The sequence below is a fragment of the Variovorax sp. genome (assembly GCF_965279555.1).
GTDB lineage: Bacteria > Pseudomonadota > Gammaproteobacteria > Burkholderiales > Burkholderiaceae_C > Variovorax.
On the sequence record NZ_OZ257247.1, the window covers coordinates 5,647,357 to 5,671,474 of the forward strand.

The following is a 24,118-nucleotide window of genomic DNA, read 5'->3' on the forward strand; positions in this document are numbered from 1 at the left end:
CACGGCTGCTCGATCACTTGCCCAGTGCGGCTTGCGCCCAGAGCTTGTCGATCTCGGCCTTGCGCTCCGACGCCTTCACCACGTCGAGCGGTTTGATCTGCGGTGCTGGCGGCATCTTGGCGGCCACGTCGGCCGAAAGCTGCGTGCCCGGCACGGCCGGACGCACGAAGCCCTGTGCGAACAGCGACTGGCCGGCCTCGCTCATGATGAAGTTGAGCCACAGCTTGCCGGCGTTCGGGTTCGGGCCGTTCTTCACCAGGCTGATGGCGTAGGGCGCGGCCACGCTGGCTTCCTTGGGAATGACGACCTCCATCGCGTCGCCCATGCCGTCGACGTGCTTGGCCTTCAGGCCGTCGTTCTCGTAGCTGATCCACACCGGAATCTCGCCCTTCAGGAACTTGGCGTAGGGCGTGGTGCCTTCCACGCGCAGCACATTGCCAGCCGAATGCAGCTTGCCCAGGTAGTCGATGCCGGGCTGCACGTTGTCGACGCTGCCGCCGTTGGCGTAGGCCGCGGCGAAGGTCAGCACCTGGCCGATGCCGGTGGAGCGCGGGTCGAGGTAGACCACCGTGTTCTTGAACTCGGGCTTGAGCAGGTCGGCCCAGCCCGTGGGCACGTTCTTCACCAGCTTCTTGTTGACCAGGAAGGCGATGTTCAGCGTGTGGATGGTGAACCAGCGGCCCTCGGCCTCGCGGAACACCGGCGGCAGCTTGTCGAAGTTGACGGGCTTGAAGGGCGCGACCACGTCCTTCTTGGCGGCGTCGACGGCCGAGGCGGCGAAGTAGTAGGCGGTGTCTGCCTGCGGGCGGCGCCTGGTCTTCTCGAGCGCGACCACGGTGGCGGCGGAACCGATGTCGTTGTAGGTCAGCTCGATCTCGGGGTAGCGCTTCTTGAAATCGCGGAACAGCGACTTCCAGTTGGCCCATTCGGGGCCGGTGTCGAAGGAGACGCACAGGCCTTCCTTCTGCGCCTCGGCGTACAGCGCCTTCTCGCCCGCATACAGCTCGGGGCCGTCGAAGGCAAAGGCGGTGCGGGCCGCGAGGGTGGCCAGCGGCAGTGCGCCGGCGGCTTGGATCAGGTGTCTGCGTTGCATGGTGGCTCCTTGAGGAAAAGGTTCAGTGGTCGAGTAGACGGATGTGCCGGGGGGCGACGGCGATGGCCTCCAGGGCCGGCGCCGGCGATTCGGCAAGGAAAGGCTTGCCCGCGCCAGGCACCTCGAAGTCGTAGCGCGTGAGCGCACCCAGGTAGCGCTGCGCGCGGGTGCTGCCCGCAAGACGATTCACGGCGCCGGGCGCCGGGTCGGCGTGGATGTGCTCGGGGCGCACCAGCACATGCACCGCGGTGCCGAAGGCGCGCTGGCCGGTGTCGGCGAAGAGTTCGGCAAAGCCCAGGTCCAGCCGGCCCGGCGCGGCCACCTTGGCGGGCAGGATGGTCGAGAGCCCGACGAACTCGGCCACCGCGCGGCTCGCGGGGTTCTCGTAGATGTCGCGCGGCGTGGCGATCTGCAGCAGCTGGCCGTCTTTCAGCATGGCCACGCGGTCGGCCATTACCAGTGCTTCTTCCTGGTCGTGCGTGACCAGCAGCGTGGTGGCATTGAAGCGCTGCTGTATGGCGCGGATCTGGTCGCGCAGGTGGCCGCGCACGCTGGCGTCGAGGGCCGACAGCGGCTCGTCGAGCAGCAGGGCTCGCGGGTCGATGGCCAGTGCGCGCGCCAAGGCCACGCGCTGCTGCTGGCCGCCCGAAAGCTGCGCGACGGCGCGCTGCGCAAAGTCGCCCAGCCCGACGATGTCGAGCAGGTCCTGCGCGCGCTGGCGGCGCTCGGCCGTGCCCACCTTGCGCAGCTTCAAGCCGTAGGCCACGTTGTCGAGCACGCTCAGGTGCGGGAACAGCGCGTAGCTCTGGAACACCATGCCGATGTTGCGCTCGTGCACCGGCGTGCGCGACATGTCCTCGCCGTCGAGCGCGATGCGGCCGGTGTGGCCCGTCTCAAGGCCCGCCACCAGCTTCAGCAGCGTCGACTTGCCCGAGCCGCTGGGTCCGATCACCGCGACCAGCTCGCCGGTGCGCACGTCGAGCGACACGTCGTGCAGGCCGTGCGTGCTGCCGGGGTAGTTGTAGTTGACGTTGTCGAGTAGGAGGCTCATGGCGTATCGGTCAGGCGCGTTGCTTCACGAGGGAAGAGGAAAGAAGCGCCGACGCGCTCGCCAGCACAAGAAGGATCACCGTGGCCGCGCAGGCGAAGCCCGTGGCACCGTAGAAAGCCTGCAGCAGCACCACCGGATAGGTGCGGTTCTGGAAGCTCGTGAGCAGGTTCGACACGCCGAACTCGCCTACCGAGATGGCCGCCACCATCACCAGCCCGCTGATCAGGCTCTGCCGCAGGCTCGGCAGCACGATGCCGGTGAACTGCTGCCAGCCCGAGGCGCCGAGCGTGGCGGCTGCCTGCTCGAGCCGGCCGAGGTCGAGGTGGCGCAGGTCGGTCAGCAGCGTGTTGGTGAGGTAGGGCAGGGTGAGGATCGCGTGCGCCGCGATCAAGAGCGGCATCGAGCCCAGCCAGGGCGCGAGGTCGGTGTTGAACACGATCATGTAGCCGAAGGCCAGCGTGATGGCCGGCACCGCCACCGGCGTGGCGCTCACGATGCGCGCCGCCAGGCTGCCGCCGCTCTGCGCGCCGTGGTACAGGGCATAGGCCAGCGGCAAGGCCAGCACGGTGTTGATGGCGCAGGCCGACATGGCGACCACGAGGCTGCTCACGAAGGCCTTGCGGAACGAGGTGTCGAGCCAGAGGTCGACGTACCACTGCCCGGTAATGCCCGTGGGCAGCAGCGTGTTGGTCCAGTTGCCGCCCACGCTGCCGATCATCAGCAGGGCGATGGGCAGCAGCAGGTACAGGCCGTAGATGAGCGAAATGCCGCGAACCAAGGTTGTCTCCCATGTCATGGACACCCGGCATACTTTCCGGATGCGCTACTGTCCGCGCCGGGCATGCCGCCGCGTTGCCTCGAATTCTAGGAATCACGTGCGTACTTATGGGTGAAAGTTGGATGACGACACTTGAGCAATCGGAAAGCGTTTTTCACGCAGCTTTCATGAAGCGGAGCGATACATGAAGCGCGACTGCCCCACCATCCAGGAGCTGCTGGCCTTCGACGCGGTGGCGCGCCACCAGAGCATCACGCTCGCGGCGGGCGCCCTGTGCATCACCGTGAGCGCGGTCAGCAAGCAGATCGCAGGGCTCGAGGCCTTCCTCGGCCGCGAGCTGCTGCAGAAGAACGGCCGCGGCGTGCAGCTCACGCCGCAGGGCCGCGTGTACTGGCAGAAGATTTCGGGCGGGCTGCGCGCCATCGAGACCGCGACCTTCGAGGCGCGCTCGGGTGACGCGGGCGCGGGCCTGCTCACGCTGGCCAGCGTGCCCACCTTTCTCACCAAGTGGCTCATTCCGCGCCTGCCCGCCTTCAGCCAGAAGAGCCGCCACGTGATGCTGAGCTTCAGCCGCCACCTGGAGCCCAGCGACGGCATTCCGGCGGGCGTGGACGCCGCCATCCGCTACGGCCCCGACGGCTGGCCCGGCGTGGTGTCCGAGTACATCGCGGGGCGCGAGTTCGTGCTGATCGTGGCGCGCTCGCTGGTCGAGGGGCGGCACCGCATCGCGCAGCCCGCCGACATCACCGGCCACACGCTGCTGCATCACGAAGGCGCGCCCGGCGCGTGGCGGCAATGGGCCGCGCAGCACGGCGTGCCGGAAGTGCAGACGGTGGCGGGGCCGCGCTTCGCGCAGTATTCGGCGCTGATCCAGGCGGCGCTCAACGGCCTGGGCATCGGCCTCGTGCCCAGGCTGCTGGTGCAGGAAGAGCTGGCAGAAGGCGCGCTGCTGAGCCCCTGCGGCACGCCGGTGAGCGTGAACCAGGGCCACTACCTCTGCTACCGGCCCGACCGGCTCGACCTGCCGGCCTTCGTGGCGTTCCGCGAATGGCTGCTGGCCGAGGGCGTGGCCTCGCGCGGTGCCGAGACCGAGGCATGATCCCCGCAACATCCAAGGAGTCGAATCGATGAAAGTCGCAGTCATGGGCGCCGGCGCGGTCGGTTGCTATTACGGCGCCATGCTCGCGCGCGCGGGCCACGAGGTGGTGCTGGTCGGCCGGCCCGTGCATGTGGAGGCCGTCAACGCCAACGGGCTGCGGCTGGAAACCCGGGCTTTCGACGAGCAGGTGCGAATGGCCGCGAGCACCGAACCCGGCGCGGTGAAGGGCGCCGGCCTCGTGCTGTTCTGCGTCAAGTCGACCGACAGCGAATCGGCCTCCGCGCAGATCGGGCCGCACCTGGCGCCCGGCGCGCTGGTGCTCACGCTGCAGAACGGCGTGGACAACGACGAGCGCGTGCGCGCGGTGCTGCCCGCGTCGAACGAGGTGGCCGCGGCAGTCGTCTACGTGGCGACCGGCATGGCCGGCCCCGGCCATGTGAAGCACAACGGCCGCGGCGAGCTGGTGATCGCGCCGTCACGCCGAAGCGAAGAGGTCGCGCGGCATCTGGTGGCGGCCGGCGTGCCCACGCAGATCTCGGACAACGTGCGCGGCTCGCTCTGGGCCAAGCTGATCCTCAACTGCGCCTACAACGCGCTGTCGGCCATCACGCAGCTGCCCTACGGCGTGCTCGTGCAAGGCACGGGCGTGAGCGACGTGATCCGCGACGTGGTGGCCGAATGCCTCGCGGTGGCGAAGGCCGAGGGCATCGAGGTGCCGGGCGACACCGACGCCGCCCTGCGCGGCATCGCGCAGACCATGCCCGCGCAGTACTCGTCGACCGCGCAAGACCTGGCGCGCGGCAAGCTCAGCGAGATCGACCACCTCAACGGGCTGGTCGTGCGGCGTGGGGAGGCGCTGGGCGTGCCGACGCCGGCCAACCGGGTACTGTTCGTGCTGGTGAAGCTGCTGGAAGGCAAGCTGCAGCAGGCGGCGCAGGCCTGATCAGCCGGGCATGGGTTCGCGCATGGTCACGAACTCTTCGGCGGCGGTGGGGTGGATGCCGATGGTGCTGTCGAACAGCGCCTTCGTCGCGCCCGCGCGCATCGCCACGGCAAAGCCCTGCACCACTTCGCCGGCATCCGCGCCCACCATGTGCAGGCCCACCACGCGGTCGGTGGCCTTGTCGACCACCAGCTTCATGAAGGTGCGCTCGGTGCGGCCCGACAGCGTGTGGCGCAGCGACTTGAATTCGCTCGAGAACACCGTCACTTCGCCGAACTTCGCGCGCGCATCGATCTCGCTGTAGCCGCAGGTGCCGATGTTCGGGTGCGTGAACACGGCGGTGGGAATGAACTCGTAGTCGAGCCGGCGCTTGCCCTTGCCGAAGAGTTCGTCGACCACCACCATCGCCTCGGCCAGCGCCACCGGCGTGAGCTGCACGCGCGTGGAGACGTCGCCCACCGCGTAGATCGACGGCACCGAGCTGCGGTAGTGCGCATCGACCGCGATCGCGCCTTTTTCGTCGAGCTTCACGCCCGCGGCCTCGAGGCCCAGGCCCTGCGTGTTGGGCACGCGCCCGGTCGCGAAGAGCACCGTGTCGACCTCGATCTGCTGGCCGCGTGCCAGCGTGACGGTGAGGCCGTCTGCATTGCGTGCTACCGATGCGGCCTCGCAGTTGAGCCGCAGGTCGACGCCGGCCTTGCCCATTTCGTGGGCGAGGAACTGCCGCACGTCGTCGTCGAAGCCGGTGAGCAGGTGCGCGCGGCGGTGCAGCTGCGTCACCTTGGCGCCCAGGCCGTTGAAGATGGAGGCGAACTCGCAGGCGATGTAGCCGCCGCCCACCACCAGCAGGCGCTTGGGGAACGGGTCGAGGTCGAACATCGCGTCGGAGGTCACGATGTGCTCGCGGCCCGGAATGTCGGGCACGAAGGGCGTGCCGCCGGTGGCCACCAGCAGGTGGCGCGCCGTGTGGCGCTTGCCGTCGATCTCTACCGTGTGGGCATCGACCAGCTGGGCCCAGCCGGTGATGAGCGTCACGCCGGCGTTCTTCAGCAGCGAGCCGTAGATGCCGTTGAGCCGGCCGATCTCTTTCGCGCGCTGCGACTTGAGATGTGCCCAGTCGAACTGCGGGGCTTGCGGCAGCGTCCAGCCGTAGCCCGCGGCCTCCTCGAAGGATTCGGCGTAGCCGGCCGCGTAGCTGTAGAGCTTCTTGGGTATGCAGCCCACGTTGACGCAGGTGCCGCCGAGCTCGGCGGCCTCGGCCAGCCCGACGCGGGCGCCGGTTTGCGCCGCCATGCGCGCGGCGCGCACGCCGCCGCTGCCGCCGCCGATGACGAAGAGATCGAAGTCGAATGTGGGCATGAAGAAAGGCTCCTTGCCTTCGACTTTAGCGGCGGGGCGATCGCGGCGCTTCCGGCGGGCCTTGCCGGTATCGGGGGAATCGCTGCCAGTACACCGTGCCGCCGAAGGGCCTTGGCGCGCATGCTTGACCCTGAGGTTGCTTCAGGGTTTCCACTGTCTCCACCAGGCCCTGCGGGAGTTCATCGCCGCCGGCGACGCTGCCCGGGGCCGCCTGTCAGGGAGATACACATGGGCATGCTGGAAAGGCTTTTCGGGGGGCATGGGGGATCACGGCACGCCAGCGGCGGCAATCACGGCTCGCATGCCGGCCACGGTGGCGGCAGCGTTGCGCCGGCCGGAGGGGGCGGCATCGCGTGCCCCGCATGCCGTGCCGCCAACGTACCTGGCGCGCGCTTCTGCCAGCAATGCGGCGGCCCGATGCTGCCGGCCGCCTGCCGCCAATGCGGCGCCACGATGCAGGCCGGCGCGCGTTTCTGCGCGCAGTGCGGCCAGTCTTTCCGGGAGGCCGTGCCGCGCGCCTGAGCGTCAGCGCGAGTCCGGCGAGGTCCAGAGCCTTTTCAGGTCTTCGCTCTGCCCTTGCTGCTGCTGCTGCGTCGCCGCCATGCCGCGTTGCTGCTGCTGTATCGCACGCAGCTGCGCTTCCTGGGCCTGGCGCAACGCGTTCTGCTGCGCCGCCTGCTGGGCCTGCACCTGCTGCTGCATCTGAAGGGCGCGCAACTGCATTTCCTGCTGCTGGCGGGCCTGCAACTGCTGTTGCTGGGCCTGCGCCGCCTGCTGGGCCGCGCGCTGCTGCTGTTGAAGCAGTTGCTGTTGCTGCATGGCCTGCGCCTGCGCGGCGCGCAGCTGCATCTCCTGTTGCTGGCGCAAGGCCTGCTGTTGTTGCTGCTGTTGCTGCCAGCGGTCCTGCTCGGCGCGCTGCTGGCGCCAGTCGCGCCGCTGCTGCCATTCGCGCTGCTGACGCCAGTCTTCCTGCTGGCGCCATTCCTGTTCGCGGCGCAGATCTTCCTGCCGCCGGAATTCCTCCTGCTCCTGCTGCTGGCGCCAGTCTTGCTCGCGCTGCCAGGCCAGCTGCTGCTCCTGCTGCGCCCGGTAGTCAGGCTCGTAGCGCACCTGCGGTGGCGGCACGGCCAGCACTGCCGACGGCACCGGCACGCCGGGCGGGCCGAAACGGGCGGTGCCGGAGGACCGCTCCTCGATCCGGTTGCGCTCGGCCACCCAGGCGTCGAAGCCGGCGTTCTGCACCCGCGTGGTCGCAACGGCCGTCAGGTCGCGTCCGGACACGGTCGTCTGCTGGCGGTCGGTCAGCAATTGCGAGGCGCCGTTCTTGCCGTACAGCGTGAGCTGGCCGGACGTCACCGCCACCCAGGTGGTGGAAGTGGCCGTGTCGGCGGCAAAGCGGTATTCGCCCGGCGCGGTGATCACCGCGTGCAGGTTGCCGGTGTGGATCTTCAGGCGCTGGCCCGCCAGGCCGTCGCGCACGCGCAGCTGCAACTCGCCCTGGGTGGTAGTGATGTCCACGAAGTTGGCGTCGAGTCCCGAGAACTCCACCTGCGTCTGGCTGCCGAGCCGCAGCGCGACGGGGCCGATGTAGAACTCGGCGCGCGCGTTGCGGTCGGTCCAAACACGGTCGCCGACCGACAGCGTGCCGCCCTGCCGGGCCGCCTGCCAGCGGTCCTGGCCGGCGAGGGCGACGCTCACGGTGCCCTGCTGCTGGTTCAGCCGCGCGATCTGGCCCGACGGGCCGGGCTGTGCGCCGGCCGCGACGCCGGCGCACAGGAGCGCCATGCCGAGCAGCCAATGTTGCAATGGGCGCCGAATGCGCCCAGGTGTTGTGCGGTTCATGTGATTCCTCTGATCCCCGATGTACGAAGCGGTCCGGTCGCCTGGTTTGCCTGTTTGTAACGCGCGAGAATCCGCTGCCGCTGTCAGCGCTGTCCCTTTGCTTGGTGAAGCGCAGGTGCATTCGGCAACCAGCTGTAAGGAGGAAACAGAAGTGAAGAACGAAAACAACACACGCCCTGCCGGCGAAGTGTGCTTCCAAAAGAGATGGCCGGCGCTGCTGGCGCTGTGCATTGCCGCCACCGCGGCGGTGCCGGCAGCCGCCCAGCTCGCGCGCAAGCCCTCTTACTATCAGCAACAGAACCAGCAGGGCCCGGCCCAGCCGCATGGGCCGCGTCCGACGGCGCCGTCATCGCTGCCGGCGTTGCGCAGCCAGGGCGATTTCGACCAGCTGGCGCGCGTCTACGACGCCGGCACGCCGATGCAGCTGGCTCACGTGCTGTTCGTCGTCGATCTGAAGGCGAAGCCGGCGCCGCGCACGTACTACATCGACACGCCGCGCTACCAGCTGCACGTGCGGTTCCTGCGCGACACGCGGCTTTTGCCCAACACCATCAAGCGCGAGATCGATCGCAACTACCTCGTGCCCGACCGCCGCTTCCTGTTCGGCACGCTGAGCTGGCAGCAGAACATCGGTGCCTTCACCTACGAATTCTGGGAAGGCGACCGGCTCACTGCGCCGCTGCTGCGGCAGGCCGATGCGCAGGTAAAGGCCAGCTTCTTCGCGCCCGTGAAGCTCAAGACCAACTCCACGCTGCACGAACGCATCGCCAGGGAAACCGGCATCGACTACGTGAGCCAGGAGGCGCTGATCCGCGAGCAGCCCTATCTGCCGATGAACGTCGGCACCGCCACCGGCCGCGTGCGCGTGGTGGACGACGAGTCGGGCATCAACGCACTGTTGCCCGACGACATCGCGGTGCTGCGGCAGGTGCCCCTGAGCCTGCCGCCGGTGGCGGGCGTGCTGACCGAACGGCCGTCGACCGCGCTGGCGCACGTCAACCTGCTGGCCAAGGGCTGGGGCATTCCGAACGCCTACGTGCGCGACGCGGCGACGGTGCTGCGGGAGCATGCGGGCCAGTGGGTGGCGCTGAAGGTCGCGGCTTCGGGCTACCAGGTGCGCCGCCTCACGGCTGATGAAATCGCGGCGCTGCCGCCGCGTGCCGTGCGCACCGCATCCGCCGGCGCCACGCCCGGCGGTGCGAAGGCCATCGAGCCCGACCTGCGCGAGACCCGCCTGCTGCCGCTGGCCTCATTGCGCGCGCGCAACAGCGCGCAGTGCGGCACCAAGGCCGCGAACCTCGGCGCCATGCAGGCTGCGCGCATTCCGGGCACGTCGGTGCCCGACGGTTTCTGCGTGCCCTTCGCGCACTACGACCGTTTCATGCGTGCCAACGGCCTGGGCGAGCGCATCGCACGCATGCAACAGCAACCCGGTTTCGCGAGCGACCCGAAGGTCCGCCAGAAGGCGCTGGCGCAACTGCGCGACGAGATCGTGCAGTGGCCGGTTGATGCAGCCACTGCCGCTTCATGGCGCGCCGCATGGCAGTCGCAACTGGGCGGCGGTGGCGTGTTCGTGCGCAGCTCGTCCAACTCCGAAGACCTGCCCGGCTTCAGCGGCGCGGGGCTCTACACCACCGTGCCCAACGTGAAGACAGGCGACGCGCTCGAGACCGCGGTCAAGAAAGTCTGGGCCTCGGTGTTCAACCCCGAGGCATGGGAGGCGCGCGGCGCCGCGGGCTTTGGTGCCGAATCGGTGCTGATGGGCGTGTTCGTGCAGACCGCCATCGACTCGACCAATGCCGGCGTGATGATCACCCGCGACCCCTTCGACGCGGGGCATGCGCACGTCACCTACATCTCTGCCAAGCGCGGCATCGGCATCCGCGTGGTCGAAGGGCAACGCGTGGCGGAACAGGTGATGTATTCGAGCTGGTCCAAGGCCATCCAGGTGCTGAGTCGTTCGGCCGAAGACACGGCTCTTCAGCTCGACAAGGACGGCGGCGTGAAGGAAGTGCCGGTGGAGGCCGGGCGCAACGTGCTGACCGACGAGCTGGTGGTGCGCCTGGCCAACGTGGGCGCGGCGGTGAAGCGCACCTTCAACGCGGTCGATCAGGACATCGAATGGGCGACGGTGGGCGACAGGATCGTGCTGCTGCAGGCGCGGCCGTATGTGGAGCGGCGGCGCTGAGACAGAGCCGCGAACCTTCAACCCTTTGCCTTGCCAGCTCAGCAAAACGGGTAATAGATAAAAAAACGCCACCCCCAAACCGCGAGCAAGGCAATGGCAATCCAAAGGGAGTAATGTATTTCTCTCTCTCTGATTGACTGGATCGCCGCAAAAACAAAGAGTGGAATTAAAAAGGCGGCAGAGAAAAATCTGGTGCTGATGTCATTGTCAATAGGCAATCCGCAAAAGGTCAGCCCATCGGATTTTGCACTCGACTCTTCCAACATCCACTCATACTTGTTCACGGGCATCAAAAGCATCAGGGAAATGCAAAAGAAGGCATACGCCGATACAACTGCCAGGCCTATTCTTTTCATCGTCAGACTTTTTCGAGAAGCATTAAGATATGGTCGCGATGCTCCAGCATTCTGCGCCCATATTCGGAAAATTGCCTCCCTTGGCTCCCAGGGGAAAGCTTTATTGAATTTATAAATTCATTCAACGCACGCTCGATGCCTCGGTTATAGCGAGAGCCTGCGACGATGAATTGTTCGTCAGTGAGGTTTGAAGTATCGGTGCCTGGGTAGTCGTACAAAATCAGATTTTTCAGATGGAGAGCAACGACGTTCAAATTGAACGTGTCGGTCTCAAGGCACGCAATCAGGTTCATTCGATCGGAGTACGACAACAGTTCGATCGGTATGCCAAGCTCTTTCGAGGCAACCCGCAGCTGAATGCTTACCGCGCCAACCGACGTTTCTTCGGGTGGCTTTCCAAACTTGACGGGTCTGCCCGCCAGTGTTCGCTGCAACGTGCGTCCTTGGAATACCGGTCTTTTAATGCCGTCGGGTTTGCCGCCCACTTCGGCCCAAGCGACGCAGCCGAGCATCGCAGGAGGGATTCGGTATTGCTCCGCCGCATCTTTTATACGGAATTTATTGTAAACGACCCAACCGTCTTTGTAGGCTTGTAGATATGCTCGCCCGCCACCCATTTTTTCCGATAATACGCGCCATTTGAAGACGTCCCAACTTTTCCATTTGGGATGATTTGAATTGTCTGGCGCGCAAAACTCCCTGCCGCTCATGTGCCACTCCCTTTTTAATTTGAGGCATCATGGTAGGGGCGGTCTGCTATGTCTTAAGTCGCAGCCTGGGAATTTCTGCACGCTTGAGCATATATTTGCTCATAGGCATGCGGTTCATGCGGGAGCAAGTTGCAAAGGCGGCTCGGCTCTTTATCGTTAATGGAACCGCGTCGGAGTACGCGCAGCGCGCGACGACCTTGCTCTACTTGTAAAGCAACTGCGGCAGCCACAACCCGATCTGCGGCCACGTGTACAGCAGCACGATCGCCAGCACCTGGATGCCCATGAAGGGCAGCATGCCCAGGAAGATCTGGTTCAGCGTCACGTGCGGCGGGCTCACGCCCTTCAGGTAGAAGGCGGCCATGGCCACCGGGGGCGAGAGGAAGGCCGTCTGCAGGTTCAGCGCCACCAGCAGCCCGAAGAACAGCGGGTCGACGCCGAAGTTGTCGAGCAGCGGAATGAAGATGGGCATGAAGATCACGATGATCTCGGTCCATTCCAGCGGCCATCCCAGCAGGAAGATGATGACCTGGCTCAGGATCAGGAACTCCACCTTCGTGAGGTTCATGCCCAGCACCCACTCTTCCACCAGCGCCTGCCCGCCCAGCAGCGCGAACGCGGCCGAGAAGATGGCCGAGCCCACGAACAGCCAGCACACCATGGCCGATGTCTTGGCGGTGAGGAACATCGATTCCTTCAGCACCGTGAGGTTCAGCCTCCGGTAGGCCGCGGCCAGCAGCATGCCGCCGAGGGCGCCCATGGCGGCTGCCTCGGTCGGCGTGGCAAGGCCCAGCACGATCGAGCCCAGCACCGAAAGGATCAGCAGCACCAGCGGGAAGAACGATGCCAGCAGCATCTTGAAGATCTCGAGCCGCGCGAAGCTCAGGAACAGGTAGAACAGCGTGACGATGGCACCGAAGATCGCGAAGGTGACCCACCACCAGGTGGGTGCGGGGCGCTCGGTGGCGGCTTCGGCGGCACTTTCGGCGGCGCCTTGTGCTGCTTCTGCCGGCTCGGCCAGCGGCGCGGCGGCTGCGGCTGGCTCCGGTGCCTGTTCCCCTCCGGGGGGCTCCTGCAGGCCTTCTTCACGCGGCGGCTCCTGCAGCCCGCCCTCGGACGGCGGTTCCTGCAAGCCGCCCGCGCCGGGTGCGCTGCGCACGGCGCCGATCTCCTCGATGTCGTAGCGCGCCTGCGCCTCCACCGTGGTCACGGCCTTGTAGCTGAAGGCCGCCAGCAGCAGGAAGATCACGCCGGGCATCGCGACGATGCCGAGTTGCTTCAGCACATGCGAGAACGGAACGCCGGTATTGCGACGGCCGTTGAGCAGCCCCACCAGCGCATGCGCGGCGGGGCTTTCGGCCAGCCGCTGCGACAGCGGCGGCAGCGGCACCACGCGTTCGGCCTGCGACAGCGGCGGCGCCCACTGCGGCTTGATCCACGCGATGATGATCACGTACAGCACATAGAGCGACGCCAGCATCAGCCCCGGAAAGAAGGCGCCCGCATACAGCTGCACCACCGACACCCCCGCCGTCGCGCCGTACACGATCAGCAGCACCGACGGCGGAATCAGGATGCCCAGGCACCCGCCCGCCGTGATCGCGCCCGCGGCCAGCGGCACGCTGTAGCCCGCGCGCAGCATGGCCGGCAGCGCCAGCAGGCCCATCAGCGTGACCACCGCGCCCACGATGCCGGTGGCTGTCGCGAAGATGGTGCAGGTGACCAGCGTCGCCACCGCGAGCGCGCCCGGCAGCCGCGCGAGCGCCAGGTGCAGGCTCTTGAACAGCGATTCGATGAGGTTGGCGCGCTCCACCAGGTAGCCCATGAACACGAACAGCGGCACCGCGATGAGCACGTCGTTGGCCATGGTCTTGAAGGCCGACTGCACCATCAAGTCGAGCGTTCGGTGCCAGTCGCGGTCGTAGGCGAGCCAGGTGAAGATCATGCCCATGCCCATCAGCGTGAACGCCGTGGGAAAGCCCAGCATGATGGCCACGACCACCAGCGACAGCATCAGCAGCCCGAGGTGGCCGTTGGTGATGGTCGGCGCGTTCGCCAGCACGGTGCCAGCGCCGATCACGATCAGCGCCATGAACGACAGGCCGAACCAGAGTTCGCGGCGGATCATCGCGCCCCCCCGGTGGCTGTCTGCGCCACCACCACGCGGTCTAGCGCGGCGATGTCCTCGTCTTTCACGTGCACCATTTCCTTGAGCTTCTCCACGTCGACCTCTTCGACGTCCTGCTCGCGCGAAGGCCATGCGCCCTGCCGTATGCACTGCACGCAGCGGATGATCTCGACGAGGCCCTGCAGCAGCAGCGTGAAGCCCGCAAGCGGGATGATGTACTTGAACGGATACAGCGGCAGCGGCTCGGCCGAGAAGGTCTGCTCGCGGATGGCGAGCGACTCGCCCGCGTAGATCCAGCCGGCCCAGGTGAGGGCGACGATGCCCGGCAGGAAGAACACGATGTACAGCACCAGGTCGACCGTCGCTTGCGTGCGCGGGCGGAAGAAGCCGTAGAGCACGTCGCCGCGCACGTGGCCGTTCTTCGAGAGCGTGTAGGCGCCGGCGGTCATGAACATCGCGCCGTACAGCATGATCTGCGCGTCCAGCACCCAGGCGTGCGGCTTGTTGAGCGCATAGCGCGAGAACACCTCCCAGCTGATGAGCAGCGTGAGCAGCAGCGCGCACCAGGCGAAGGTCTTGCCGATCCATGTGGAGAACCGGTCGACCGCCAGCAGGAAAGATTGCATCGGAACGAACTCCTCGCCGCGACCCGTGCGCGGCATGCGTGCAGGCATGGAAGAGGGCGCCGCCCGGGCGCCCTCGCGTCACATGAATCGCATCAGGCCTTCTTGGCCTGTCGTCCGAAGTAGTGGTTGTAGGCCATCTTGAAATCGACCGAGTAGTCGTTCTGCCACTGGCCCGCGCGCTCGGCAAAGGCGCGCTGCGAGTCGAGCACCTTCTTGAACATCGGGTTCTCGGCCGACTTCTTCGCGATGGTCTTGTCCCATGAGGCGAGCTGCGCGCGCAGCACCGCGTCGGGCGTCTTGTAGAACTTGATTCCGGCCTTCTTCAGTTCTTCATAGTCCTTCGAGTTGCGGTCGATGGCCTTCCAGCTCATGTCGGCGCTGGCCGCCTGCGTGGCGTACTCGATGATGGACTTGAGTTCGGGCGGCAGCGACTTCAGCTTGCTGCCGTTGAACAGCACCTCGAACTGCTCGCCGCTCTGGTGGAAGCTCTGCAGCATGCAGTTCTTCGCCACGTCGGGAAAGCCCAGCACGCGGTCGCTCGATGCGTTGTTGAACTCGGCCGCGTCGATCAGGCCGCGGTCAAGCGCGGGCACGATCTCGCCGCCGGGCAGCGGGTTCACGGCGGCGCCCATGTCGGTGAACACGTCCACCGCCAGGCCCACGGTGCGGAACTTCAGGCCCTTCATATCCTCGGCCCTGGCCACCGGCTTCTTGAACCAGCCCAGCGGCTGCGTGGGCATGGGGCCGTAGAGGTAGGAGGCGACATCGAGGTTCAGGCCCTTGTAGATCTCGTCCATCAGCGCCTTGCCGCCGCCGTAGGTGTGCCAGGCCAGGATCATGTTGGCGTCCATGCCGTAGCCGGGGCCCGAGCCCCACAGCGCGAGCGCCGAGTTCTTGCCGTACCAGTACGCGACGACGCCGTGGCCGCCGTCGAGCGTGCCCTTGGCCACCGCGTCGAGCAGCTGGAAGGCCGGCACCACCGAGCCGGCGGGCAGCACCTCGATCTTCAGGCGGTTGCCCGCCATGTCGTTGACCTTCCTGGCGTAGTCCTGCGCGTACTCGTGGAAGATGTCTTTCGCGGGCCAGGTGCTCTGGAAGCGCAGCGAAGTGGTCTGGGCCATGCTGACCATCGGCACGGACATGGCACCGGCGGCCACGGCGGCGCCCTTGAGCAGCCCGCGGCGGCGGGGCAGTTTGCTGTCTGTCATTTGTCTCTCTCCAATTGGCTGTTCTGACTGGGGGAACCCAGGCTGCCGTCTTGGAGTTATGGTTTGACAGGCCCAAGCCCCCATCTTTGGCGCACAGGAACACGCAACAAACAGGGTTTTCACGAAGCGGTGAAAAATTCCGGTCATTGAAAACCCGCATTCCAAGGAAGAAAGCAGATGACTGATCCCGTCGAGAACAAGGGCTACGCCGGCGACGTGACTCCCGAGCAGGCCGCGCAATGGATGGCCGACGGCGAGGCCGTGATGGTCGACGTGCGCACCGACGCCGAGCGCGAGTGGGTCGGCTACGTGCCCGGCGCCGTGCCGCTGGCCTGGAAGCAGTGGCCGGGCATGGCGATGAACCCGGCCTTCGACGACGGCGTGCGCGCGGCGGCCAGGGGCGGCAGGAAGCTCGTGATGCTGTGCCGCAGCGGCGTGCGCTCGGTCGCGGCTGCGAAGCGCGCGACCGAACTGGGCGTGGAGGCATACAACATCCTCGAAGGCTTCGAGGGCAATCCGGACGAGAACGGCCACCGTGGCCTGACCGGCGGCTGGCGAAAGCGCGGGCTGCCCTGGAAGCAGAGCTAAGCGCAGGGCGGGCGCACACCGCGCCCCAGAAGCGGTGAGAGCGGTGAGGTAAACCCCGATGGTCGCGCGGCCCACGCCTCAATACGATCGAGCTGATATGCACAATCGATTGTGCAATAGGCCCGGCCCACTTTCTGCATTCCCTCTTCTCGTCTCCATGAAGCACGCATTGCTCGGCATCGACGTCGGAACCTACAGCAGCAAGGCAACCCTGACGACGCTCGACGGACGCATTCTCAACACCGCCACGATCCCCCACGACATCAGCCTGCCGCACCCCGGGCATGTGGAGCAGGACGCCGACAAGGTCTGGTGGAACGACGTCTGCGCGCTGTGCAAGAAGGTGATGGAAGGCACCGGCCTGAGCGGGCAGGACGTCGCCGCGCTTGCGGTGAGTGCGATCGGCCCCTGCGTGGTGCCGCTGGATGCGCAGATGCGCCCGCTGCGCCCCGCCATCCTGTACGGCGTGGATGTGCGCGCGCAGGCGGAGATCGCCGAGATCGAGGCAGAGTTCGGCGCCGCGGCCGTTCGCGAGTTCTCGCTGATGGACCTCACCAGCCAGGCCATCGGGCCGAAGATCCGCTGGCTTCGAAAGCATGAGCCCGATGTCTGGGCGGCAACCGCGCATCTGGCCACGGCCAGTTCCTACCTGGGCTTGCGCCTCACGGGCCAGCATCGCATCGACAGGCACACGGCCAGTCACTACATGCCCCTGTACAACCCCAAGACGGGCATGTGGGACGAGCGCTTCAATCGCGCATTCGTGCCGTTGGATGCACTGCCCCGGCCCGCCTGGTCCGACGAGATCGCCGGCGAGATCACCGCGCAGGCCGCGCAAGCCACCGGCCTGTCCGTGGGAACGCCGGTGGCCGTGGGCGCAGTCGACGCGTTGAGCGAGGCGATCAGCGTGGGTGCGGTCGCCCCCGGCGACCTGATGGTGATGTATGGAAGCACCACCTTCTTTGTCCTGGTGCAGGACAAGCCGACGCCCGATCCGCGGGTCTGGACCGTAGCAGGTGCCTATGAAGGGCAATTCAATCTGGCCGCCGGCATGAGCACCACTGGCAGCCTGACGCGCTGGTTCAAGGACGAGCTTGCACGCGACCTCGCTGAGCCCGGTGGCTACGCCGCGCTTTTCGACGGCGCCGCCAATGTTGCGCCGGGCGCGGGCGGCCTGCTGGTGCTGCCGTATTTCAGCGGCGAGCGCACGCCCATCAACGACACGCGGGCCAGCGGCGTGATCGCGGGGCTGAGCCTGTCCCATTCCAGGGAGCAGCTTTTCAGGGCCGTGCTGGAAGGGGTGGGCTTCGGCGTGCGCCACAACCTTGAAGCCTTCGCCGACATCGGCGCGAAGGTCAATCGCGTGGTGGCCGTCGGCGGCGGCGCACAAGGCAATACCTGGCTGCAGATCGTCTCCGACATCGCGCAGGTGGAGCAGGAAGTGCCGGCCGTGACCGTCGGCGCGAGCTTCGGCAATGCTTTCCTGGCTGGCTGCGCGGCGGGCCTCGTGCGGCGCGGCGACATCGTCCGTTGGGTCCGGCCCGGGCGCCGCATCGTGCCGGATCCTTCCCGGCGCGCGGTCTACGACAGCATGTACGCCCAGTACCGCAAGCTCTACGACGGCACCCGCGACGTGATGCATGCATTGAAATCCATCGCGGCGGGCCAGGCGGATTCGAGGCCGCGGTAGCGGGTCGCCAGGGCTGCACCTCCAACGCTCGAAGGTTCTCCGTGGAAGATCCGTACCAGGCCCGGCGCGATGCGTCGAGCTGGGAATCGAGCCATCGGGCGGCATCAGCTGCTACACCCACGCAACGCCCTCGCCCCTGGAGCGATGGCACTACCACGACGACTATGAACTCCAGTTCGTCGTCCAGACCTCGGAGCGCACCTACGTCGGAAACCACGTCGGAGAGTTCAAGCCGGGCTCCATCGTCCTGATCGGTCCTCGCGTTCCGCAAAACGTCGTCTCCCTCGATGCGCCGGCTACCGGAACGGGCGAGCGCAGCGTCGTGATCCATTTCCCGGGGGATCCGATGCCCAAGGCTGTGCGCCCTGGCCGAATTGCTGCAATGCCTGGGGCGGTGGCCCAGGTTTCGATTGCTCTCCTCGACCTCGGTCCCGGGCGCACGAGACGAGCGCAAGACCGTCCTGGACCGGCGGGTCGACAAAGTGCTCGAGCTTGTCTATCGAAACTATGCCGACAGCCTGTCATTGGCTGACGCCAGCCATTGCGCCGGTGTCGGCCTCAACGGCTTCTCGAGACTGTTCAAGAGGGCGACCGGAAGTACCTACACGGACTTCCTGATCAGCGTCCGGATCGCCAGGGCATGCGAGTTGCTGCGCAAGAAAGACCAGCAGGTGTCCAGCATCTGCTACCTGGTGGGCTTCAACAACATCTCCAATTTCAACCGGCACTTCCGGCGATTGAAGGGCATGACCCGGAGCGAATACCGCATGCACATGTCGGGCAGGTTCGGCAGCGCGCAGCGACTCAGGCTTCAACCAGCTCAGGGCGGATCTGGATGATCTCGGCGGGATCGAAGCTGCCCGAATCGATGATCTCGAAAGCCTTTCCGAGCAGGCCCGGAATGTCCTGCCGCACCATGAGCAATGGAAAGCTCAGGCAGGTCGCAAACGGATCCCAGTCGTAGCTGCCGATCGCGCATTGGCGGACCTCTTCGAGCGGGATGGTCTTGAGGAACCGCACCACGCCTTCCAGCGCGATGGTCGAGTTCACGAACAGCCCGCGCGGCAGGCCTCCCATGCGCTGGTAGAGCGCTCGCACCGATGCTTCCGCTTGGTCCGCTTCGTAGCCGCAGGCATCGATGTCCGCACAGTCCAGGCTGCCGAACGCTTCGGCGATGGCTTCGGAAAATCCTTCGATCCGCTGCACCGTGTTGTGCTCGCCCGGAATGCCGCCGACGAAACAGAAACGGTCGCGCCGCCTGGCACGCGGCGCCTTCGATCGCTCGATGAGCTTCGCCGTGAGTTCACGCGCGCCCCAGCGATTGTCTGAAACGACCGAAGGCGCGAGCTTGCCCGGCAGGTCGACATTCAGGTGTGCAATGCCGTGGTGCGAGCAGATCCGGCTCACCGCATCGGGCGCGGAGGCGCCGGTCACCAGCAGGTATTCGATCTGGTAGGAGATCAGGGTGCGCGCCGTCTCTGCTTCCAGCTTCGGGTCGCGCAGCGTGCTGACCACGATGGGGTAGAGATGCCGCTCGCGCGCCAGCCGCTCGAAAGTCTGCGACATGGCGCTGAAGAAGCGGTTGTCGTGCATCGGAATGAGCATGCCGATCAGCCCGGAGCGTTTGCGCCGCAGGCCGCTGGCCTGCCGGTTGAGCGTGTATTTCAGGTCCTTCGCGAGTGCGAGGACGCGTGTCGCCGTTTCCTCGCCGATGCGCCGGCTCTTCCAGGTGCCATTGAGGATCGCGCTGACCGTGGATGCGGAAGTCTCGGCAAGCCGCGCAAGATCGTAGATGGTCGGTTCGCGACGGCTCATCGGTGTCGCCCGGCAGGGCGATCACACGGCACCCCGGCTGCGGGGTTGCACGATCGGTTGGCGCCAGGCTTCCACTTCATCGATGGAAGTTTACGCGCCGGGTGCACAGCCGAACCGAGCGAGCCCGCCGTGCCCGTGGGCAGGAAGCTCAGTTGTTCAACGGCGGAATCCGCAGCTTCTGGCCCGGATAGATCTTGTCCGGATTGCTCAGCATCGGCTTGTTGGCCTCGAAGATCGCGTTGTACTTGTTGGGGTCGCCGTAGTACTTCTTCGAGATGGCCGAGAGCGTGTCGCCCTTCACCACGTCGTGGTACTGCGCGGGCGGCGCGGCCGGGGCGACGAGGTTGTTCTCCACGCTCGTCACGTTGGCCACGTTGCCGGCGGCCAGGGAGGCTTTCTCGCTGGCTTCCTGCGAGGGCGCCTGGCCCGCGAGCGTGACCACGCCGCTGCTGGCGGTGTACGTCACCTCCAGCCCGGTGAGGCCCAGGTTCTGGGTCTCGATGTAGGTCTTGATGGCGGCCGCGGCGGCAACGTTCGCGTCCGGCGTGGCGGCCTGTGCCGACGAGCCGCCGAACAGTTTTTCTCCCGCTTCCTTGATGAAACTGAGCAAACCCATGGTTCTCTCCTTGTGGCTGGTTGGTGGATGGGAACGGACGATGGTGAGGCGCAACGCGCAGGCCCGGCGTAGGCCCATGCCGCGTATGCGACGCACGCGCCGGCAAGGCTGGACACAAAGTCGCAATAATCCGGCGCATGGCATCCCCCTTCCTCGCTATCGACATCGGCAACACCCGCCTCAAGTGGGCGCTCTACGATGCGGCCCGCCCCGGCGCCGTGTTGCAGGCGCAGGGCGCGGAATTCCTGGACCACATCGAGCGGCTGGCCGACGGTCCGTGGGCCGACCTGCCCGCGCCCGGCGCCATGCTGGGCTGTGTGGTGGCCGGCGACGCGGTGCGCCGCCGCGCCGAGGAGCAGATCGTCGAGCGCTTCGACTGCACGCCGCGCTGGGTCATGCCGAGCGCGGGCGAGGCCGGCATCGTCAACGGCTACGACCATCCGACCCGCCTGGGCGCCGACCGCTTCGTGGCGATGATCGGCGCGCGCCACCGCATGCTGGCCGAGCAGCCGGGCGAGCCGCCGCGGCCGATGGTGGTGGTGCTGATCGGCACGGCCGTGACGGTCGAGGCGATCGATGCCGAAGGCAAGTTCCTCGGCGGCCTGATCCTGCCGGGCCACGGCATCATGCTGCGCGCGCTGGAGTCGGGCACGGCCGGGCTGCATGTGCCGACCGGCGAAGTGCGCGAATTTCCCACCAACACCAGCGATGCGCTCACCAGCGGCGGCACCTACGCCATCGCCGGCGCCGTCGAGCGGATGGTGCAGCACGTGCGCTCCCATTGCGGCGCCGAGCCGGCCTGCTACATGACCGGCGGCGCGGGCTGGAAGATGGCGCCCGTCATGAACGGGCATTTCGAGCTGGTCGAGAGCCTGATCATGGACGGGCTGCTGGTCATCGCCGAAGCGCGGGGCTGAGCCTCATCGGGCTCAGCGGCGCATCAGCGCCTCGCCCATCGCCTGGAACGCGGGCAGCGTGAGCGGGTCGTTCGCGCCGTTGGCGGCCACCGGGTGCGCCGCGTAGCGCACGATGACCATCTCGGCCTTCGGGTCCACATAGATGCTCTGGCCGTGGATGCCGCGCGCCATGTACGCGCCATGCGGGTTGTGCGAGACCCACCACATGTCGCGGTACGACCAGCCCTGCAGCAGCGGGTAGCCGGCCTTGGCGAACTTGGCCGGGTCGCCGCCGCGGCGGATGTCTTCCACCACCGCCTTCGGAATGGCCTGCTGGCCGTTGGACGCGCGGCCGTCGTTACGCATGGTCTCGCCGAAGCGGGCCAGGTCGCGCAGCACGGTGTTCAGGCCGCCGCCGCCCGACTCGGTGCCGATGCGGTCGACCATGAAGTAGGCGTCCTGCTCGGCACCGATGCGGCGCCAGATCTTCTCGCTCAGCAGGTCGGCCAGCGACTGGTTGCTGGCGCGGCGCACGATCCAGGCCAGCACTTCTGCGTTGACGGTCTTGTAGGCGAAGGCATCGCCGTGCTCGCCTTCCTTCTTCAGCGTGACGAGGAACTCGTAGAACGACTTCGGGCCGGTGTAGTTCTGGCCCTGGGTGAGCATGCCGCCGGCTCGGGCGTAGTCCCAGATCTCGGCCTTGGGATCGGCGTAGTTCTCGGAGTAGTGCACGCCCACGGTCATGTCCATCACCTGGCGCACGGTGGCGTCGCCGTATGCCGTGTCTTTCAGCTCGGGGATGTATTTGGTGACGGGCGCGGCCGGGTCGAGCTTGCCTTCGTCCGCGAGGATGGCGGCCAGCGTGCCCACGAAGGACTTGGTGACCGACATCGCGATGTGCGGGCGCTCGGGCGTGAGCGCGCCGAAGTACTTTTCGTAGACCACCTTGCCGCGGTGCATCACGAGGATGCCGTCGGTGTAGGTGCCGGAGATCATCTGGGCGAAGTTGAGCGTCTGGTCGCTGCCCAGGGGTTTGAAAGTGACGGCCTCGATCTGTACCGGCGAGGTGCCCGACGGCAGCGGGCTGGCCGCGCCGGCGCCGCGCCACACGTTGGCGGTGGGCACCGTCTCGCGCACGTGCGAGAAGCTCCAGCGGGTGCGCGGAAACACGCCGCCGGCCGGGTTGTCGAAGGTGATGAGCTTGTCGGGCGGAGGCGGAAAGCCCTTCATCCAGCCCAGCGCGTCGACCGAGGTGGCCGCGGGGTCCGGCAGCGCTGCGGGCGCGGGCGTCTGTGCGTTGGTGGTGTTCACTGCGAGCAGGGTGAAGGCGGCGGCAAGCGCCGTGCGAATGAAGAGGGGCATGTTGTTGTTCTGGATGAAGAAGGGCATCAACGGCCGCTGAAGCGCGCGGGACGGCGTTCGACGAAAGAGCGCACGCCTTCGGCCGCGTCCTCGCTGTTCGACAGGCGCTTCTGCGTCTCGATGAATTCCGACACCGCCGCAAGCGGGCCTTGCTCCACCGCCTTGATCACGTTGAGCCGCGTGGCCACCACCGCCAGCGGCGCCTGCGCCGCGATGCGTTGCGCTATGGCCAGTGCCGTGTCGAGTTCCTGCCCGGCCGGCACCACCTTCTGCACGAAATTGAGGCGATAGGCCTCGGCGCTGTCGAACTCGTCGGCCGTGAGCAGGTGCAGCATCGCGTTGCCCACGCCCGCGCGCTCGGCCATGCGCAGCGTGGCGCCGCCCGTGGCCATGATGCCGCGCTGCACTTCCATCTGCGAGAAGCGGCAGTTGTCGGCCGCCACCACGATGTCCGCGCCCAGCATCAGCTCGATGCCCACCGTGAAGCAGATGCCCTTGACGGCCACCACCATCGGCTTGGTGCGGCGGCGGTAATCGGGCAGGCCGAAGTCGTGCGGCTCCACCAGGCCGGCGGGAATGGCCTTCTCGCCGCGCTTCATGTACTCGGTGACCGCCGGCAGGTCGAGCCCCGCCGTGAAGTGGTCGCCGAAGGCATGCAGCACGCCCACGCGCAGGTTCGGGTCGTCGTCGAGCCGGGTGTAGGCCTCGGCCAGCTGCTTGAACATCGGCGGCGTCCAGCCGTTGCGCTTGGCGGGGCGGTTGATGCCGATCAGCAGCACGTGGTCGAGCACCTGGGTGTCGATGCAGCCTTCTGCCGGCGGGGTGGTGGGGGTTGCAGTCATCGGTCTTGTCTCCGTGTTGTTGTTATGGCTGCGCGGCTCAGTACGTGTACACGCCGCGGCCGGTCTTGCGGCCGAGCTGGCCCGCCGCGACCATTTCCTTGAGCAGCGGGCAGGGGCGGTACTTGGAATCGCCGAACTGCTCCAGGTACACCTCCATCACGGCCAGGCACACGTCCAGGCCGATCATGTCGGCCAGCGCCAGCGGGCCGATGGGCTGGTTGCAGCCCAGCTTCATGCCGGCGTCGATGTCTTCCGCCGTGGCGATGCCTTCGGCCAGCACGAAGAAAGCCTCGTTGATCATCGGCACTAGGATGCGGTTGACCACGAAGCCCGGCGCGTTCTTCACCGTGATCGGCGACTTGCCCAGGCGCTCGGCCAGTTCCTTCACCGTGTCGTGCGTGGCGTCGCTCGTGAGGTAGCCGCGGATCAGCTCCACCAGCGCCATCATGGGCACCGGGTTGAAGAAGTGCATGCCGATGAAGCGGTCGGGGCGCGAGGTGGCGGCGGCCAGCTGCGTGATCGAGATCGACGAGGTGTTCGAGGCAATGATGACTTCGGGCGCCAGCATCTCGTCGACCTGCTTGAGGATCTTGAGCTTGAGCGCGTGGTTCTCGGTGGCGGCTTCGATGACCAGCTGCGCGCTCTTCAGGTCTTCGTAGTTGGTGGAGCCCTGGATGAGCGCCAGCGCGGCGGTCTTCTGCTCGGTGGTGAGCTTTTCTTTCTTGATGAGGCGGTCGAGGCTGCCCGACACCGTGGCCAGGCCCTTGTCGACCGCCGCCTGGGCGATGTCGACCATCACCACCTTCACGCCGGCCACCGCGCAGGCCTGCGCAATGCCGTTGCCCATCGTTCCGGCGCCGATGATGCCGACAGTCTGGATAGCCATGAGAGAACTCCTTGAAGAAACAAAAAAGGGGGTGCACGGGGC

At 66.8% G+C, this 24,118-nt stretch carries 23 protein-coding genes; 8 read left to right on the plus strand and 15 right to left on the minus strand.

Going from position 1 to position 24,118, the window contains the following annotated elements; translation table 11 throughout:
* Positions 1 to 13: 13 nt before the first annotated feature.
* Genes ACQY8B_RS26520 through ACQY8B_RS26530 form a run of 3 tightly spaced genes read right to left on the minus strand, consistent with a single transcriptional unit; the run spans position 14 to position 2,940 of the window.
* Positions 14 to 1,093 carry an extracellular solute-binding protein gene (locus tag ACQY8B_RS26520; RefSeq protein ID WP_422084655.1) on the minus strand — a complete coding sequence of 360 codons (1,080 nt, stop codon included), beginning with the start codon at positions 1,091 to 1,093 and terminating at the stop codon, positions 14 to 16.
* A gap of 22 nt (positions 1,094 to 1,115) precedes the next feature.
* Positions 1,116 to 2,144, minus strand: coding sequence for an ABC transporter ATP-binding protein (locus ACQY8B_RS26525; RefSeq protein ID WP_422084656.1), 1,029 nt, complete (start codon positions 2,142 to 2,144; stop codon positions 1,116 to 1,118).
* Between the two features lie 10 nt (positions 2,145 to 2,154).
* On the minus strand, positions 2,155 to 2,940 hold the full coding sequence (locus ACQY8B_RS26530) for an ABC transporter permease (RefSeq protein ID WP_422084657.1): 786 nt from the start codon (positions 2,938 to 2,940) through the stop codon (positions 2,155 to 2,157).
* A 166-nt stretch (positions 2,941 to 3,106) separates the two neighbouring features.
* On the opposite strand from ACQY8B_RS26530, the gene ACQY8B_RS26535 reads away from it, so the two are divergent.
* A complete protein-coding gene (locus ACQY8B_RS26535) occupies positions 3,107 to 4,021 on the plus strand; it encodes a LysR substrate-binding domain-containing protein (protein WP_422084658.1) in 915 nt (304 codons plus the stop codon).
* Positions 4,022 to 4,049: 28 nt separating this feature from the next.
* The gene (locus tag ACQY8B_RS26540) at positions 4,050 to 4,964 is read left to right on the plus strand and encodes a ketopantoate reductase family protein (protein WP_422084659.1); all 915 of its coding nucleotides are present in this window, start codon (positions 4,050 to 4,052) and stop codon (positions 4,962 to 4,964) included.
* Here the strand turns inward: ACQY8B_RS26540 and gorA are convergent, their stop codons facing one another.
* Positions 4,965 to 6,323 carry a glutathione-disulfide reductase gene (gene gorA / locus ACQY8B_RS26545; RefSeq protein ID WP_422084660.1) on the minus strand — a complete coding sequence of 453 codons (1,359 nt, stop codon included), beginning with the start codon at positions 6,321 to 6,323 and terminating at the stop codon, positions 4,965 to 4,967.
* A 234-nt stretch (positions 6,324 to 6,557) separates the two neighbouring features.
* Between gorA and ACQY8B_RS26550 the strand changes: the two genes are divergently transcribed.
* Entirely contained in the window at positions 6,558 to 6,845 is a 288-nt protein-coding gene (locus ACQY8B_RS26550) for a zinc ribbon domain-containing protein (protein ID WP_422084661.1), read from the plus strand.
* A 3-nt stretch (positions 6,846 to 6,848) separates the two neighbouring features.
* On the opposite strand, the gene ACQY8B_RS26555 is transcribed toward ACQY8B_RS26550, so the two are convergent.
* Complete coding sequence (locus ACQY8B_RS26555; protein WP_422084662.1) at positions 6,849 to 8,129, minus strand: hypothetical protein; 1,281 nt, start codon at positions 8,127 to 8,129, stop codon at positions 6,849 to 6,851.
* Positions 8,130 to 8,316: 187 nt separating this feature from the next.
* Here ACQY8B_RS26555 and ACQY8B_RS26560 point away from each other — a divergent pair, with 187 nt between their 5' ends.
* Positions 8,317 to 10,353, plus strand: a complete 2,037-nt coding sequence (locus ACQY8B_RS26560; protein WP_422084663.1) for a PEP/pyruvate-binding domain-containing protein — start codon at positions 8,317 to 8,319, stop codon at positions 10,351 to 10,353.
* A 38-nt stretch (positions 10,354 to 10,391) separates the two neighbouring features.
* Here ACQY8B_RS26560 and ACQY8B_RS26565 read toward each other — a convergent pair whose 3' ends face one another.
* From ACQY8B_RS26565 to ACQY8B_RS26585, 5 genes are all read right to left on the minus strand, one after another.
* Positions 10,392 to 10,709, minus strand: a complete 318-nt coding sequence (locus ACQY8B_RS26565; protein ID WP_422084664.1) for a DUF2645 family protein — start codon at positions 10,707 to 10,709, stop codon at positions 10,392 to 10,394.
* 2 nt (positions 10,710 to 10,711) lie between these two features.
* Positions 10,712 to 11,419, minus strand: a complete 708-nt coding sequence (locus ACQY8B_RS26570; RefSeq protein WP_422084665.1) for a hypothetical protein — start codon at positions 11,417 to 11,419, stop codon at positions 10,712 to 10,714.
* 202 nt (positions 11,420 to 11,621) lie between these two features.
* Complete coding sequence (locus ACQY8B_RS26575; protein ID WP_422084666.1) at positions 11,622 to 13,547, minus strand: TRAP transporter large permease; 1,926 nt, start codon at positions 13,545 to 13,547, stop codon at positions 11,622 to 11,624.
* Positions 13,544 to 14,173, minus strand: coding sequence for a TRAP transporter small permease subunit (locus ACQY8B_RS26580; RefSeq protein WP_422084667.1), 630 nt, complete (start codon positions 14,171 to 14,173; stop codon positions 13,544 to 13,546). The genes ACQY8B_RS26575 and ACQY8B_RS26580 overlap by 4 nt, the downstream gene beginning before the upstream one ends.
* A 92-nt stretch (positions 14,174 to 14,265) precedes the next feature.
* Complete coding sequence (locus ACQY8B_RS26585) at positions 14,266 to 15,381, minus strand: TRAP transporter substrate-binding protein (protein ID WP_422084668.1); 1,116 nt, start codon at positions 15,379 to 15,381, stop codon at positions 14,266 to 14,268.
* Between the two features lie 177 nt (positions 15,382 to 15,558).
* On the opposite strand from ACQY8B_RS26585, the gene ACQY8B_RS26590 reads away from it, so the two are divergent.
* The 3 genes from ACQY8B_RS26590 to ACQY8B_RS26600 all read left to right on the plus strand — a co-directional run bounded on the left by ACQY8B_RS26590 (position 15,559) and on the right by ACQY8B_RS26600 (position 18,498).
* A complete protein-coding gene (locus ACQY8B_RS26590; protein WP_422084669.1) occupies positions 15,559 to 15,969 on the plus strand; it encodes a rhodanese-like domain-containing protein in 411 nt (136 codons plus the stop codon).
* A 157-nt stretch (positions 15,970 to 16,126) separates the two neighbouring features.
* A complete protein-coding gene (locus ACQY8B_RS26595) occupies positions 16,127 to 17,659 on the plus strand; it encodes an FGGY-family carbohydrate kinase (RefSeq protein WP_422084670.1) in 1,533 nt (510 codons plus the stop codon).
* Between the two features lie 410 nt (positions 17,660 to 18,069).
* On the plus strand, positions 18,070 to 18,498 hold the full coding sequence (locus ACQY8B_RS26600; protein WP_422084671.1) for a helix-turn-helix domain-containing protein: 429 nt from the start codon (positions 18,070 to 18,072) through the stop codon (positions 18,496 to 18,498).
* Here ACQY8B_RS26600 and ACQY8B_RS26605 read toward each other — a convergent pair.
* Together ACQY8B_RS26605 and lysM are read right to left on the minus strand one after the other, a co-directional pair.
* Positions 18,464 to 19,474 carry a LacI family DNA-binding transcriptional regulator gene (locus tag ACQY8B_RS26605; protein WP_422084672.1) on the minus strand — a complete coding sequence of 337 codons (1,011 nt, stop codon included), beginning with the start codon at positions 19,472 to 19,474 and terminating at the stop codon, positions 18,464 to 18,466. The genes ACQY8B_RS26600 and ACQY8B_RS26605 overlap by 35 nt on opposite strands.
* Before the next feature lie 148 nt (positions 19,475 to 19,622).
* On the minus strand, positions 19,623 to 20,090 hold the full coding sequence (gene lysM / locus ACQY8B_RS26610; RefSeq protein WP_422084673.1) for a peptidoglycan-binding protein LysM: 468 nt from the start codon (positions 20,088 to 20,090) through the stop codon (positions 19,623 to 19,625).
* A gap of 137 nt (positions 20,091 to 20,227) precedes the next feature.
* On the opposite strand from lysM, the gene ACQY8B_RS26615 reads away from it, so the two are divergent.
* A complete protein-coding gene (locus ACQY8B_RS26615; protein ID WP_081270411.1) occupies positions 20,228 to 21,007 on the plus strand; it encodes a type III pantothenate kinase in 780 nt (259 codons plus the stop codon).
* A 12-nt stretch (positions 21,008 to 21,019) separates the two neighbouring features.
* Here ACQY8B_RS26615 and ACQY8B_RS26620 read toward each other — a convergent pair whose 3' ends face one another.
* The 3 genes from ACQY8B_RS26620 to ACQY8B_RS26630 are packed head-to-tail and all read right to left on the minus strand — an operon-like array spanning position 21,020 to position 24,076.
* Entirely contained in the window at positions 21,020 to 22,348 is a 1,329-nt protein-coding gene (locus ACQY8B_RS26620) for a serine hydrolase domain-containing protein (protein WP_422084674.1), read from the minus strand.
* Positions 22,349 to 22,374: 26 nt separating this feature from the next.
* Positions 22,375 to 23,190, minus strand: a complete 816-nt coding sequence (locus ACQY8B_RS26625) for a crotonase/enoyl-CoA hydratase family protein (protein WP_422084675.1) — start codon at positions 23,188 to 23,190, stop codon at positions 22,375 to 22,377.
* 37 nt (positions 23,191 to 23,227) lie between these two features.
* Positions 23,228 to 24,076 carry a 3-hydroxybutyryl-CoA dehydrogenase gene (locus tag ACQY8B_RS26630; protein WP_285415083.1) on the minus strand — a complete coding sequence of 283 codons (849 nt, stop codon included), beginning with the start codon at positions 24,074 to 24,076 and terminating at the stop codon, positions 23,228 to 23,230.
* Between the last annotated feature and the right edge of the window lie 42 nt (positions 24,077 to 24,118).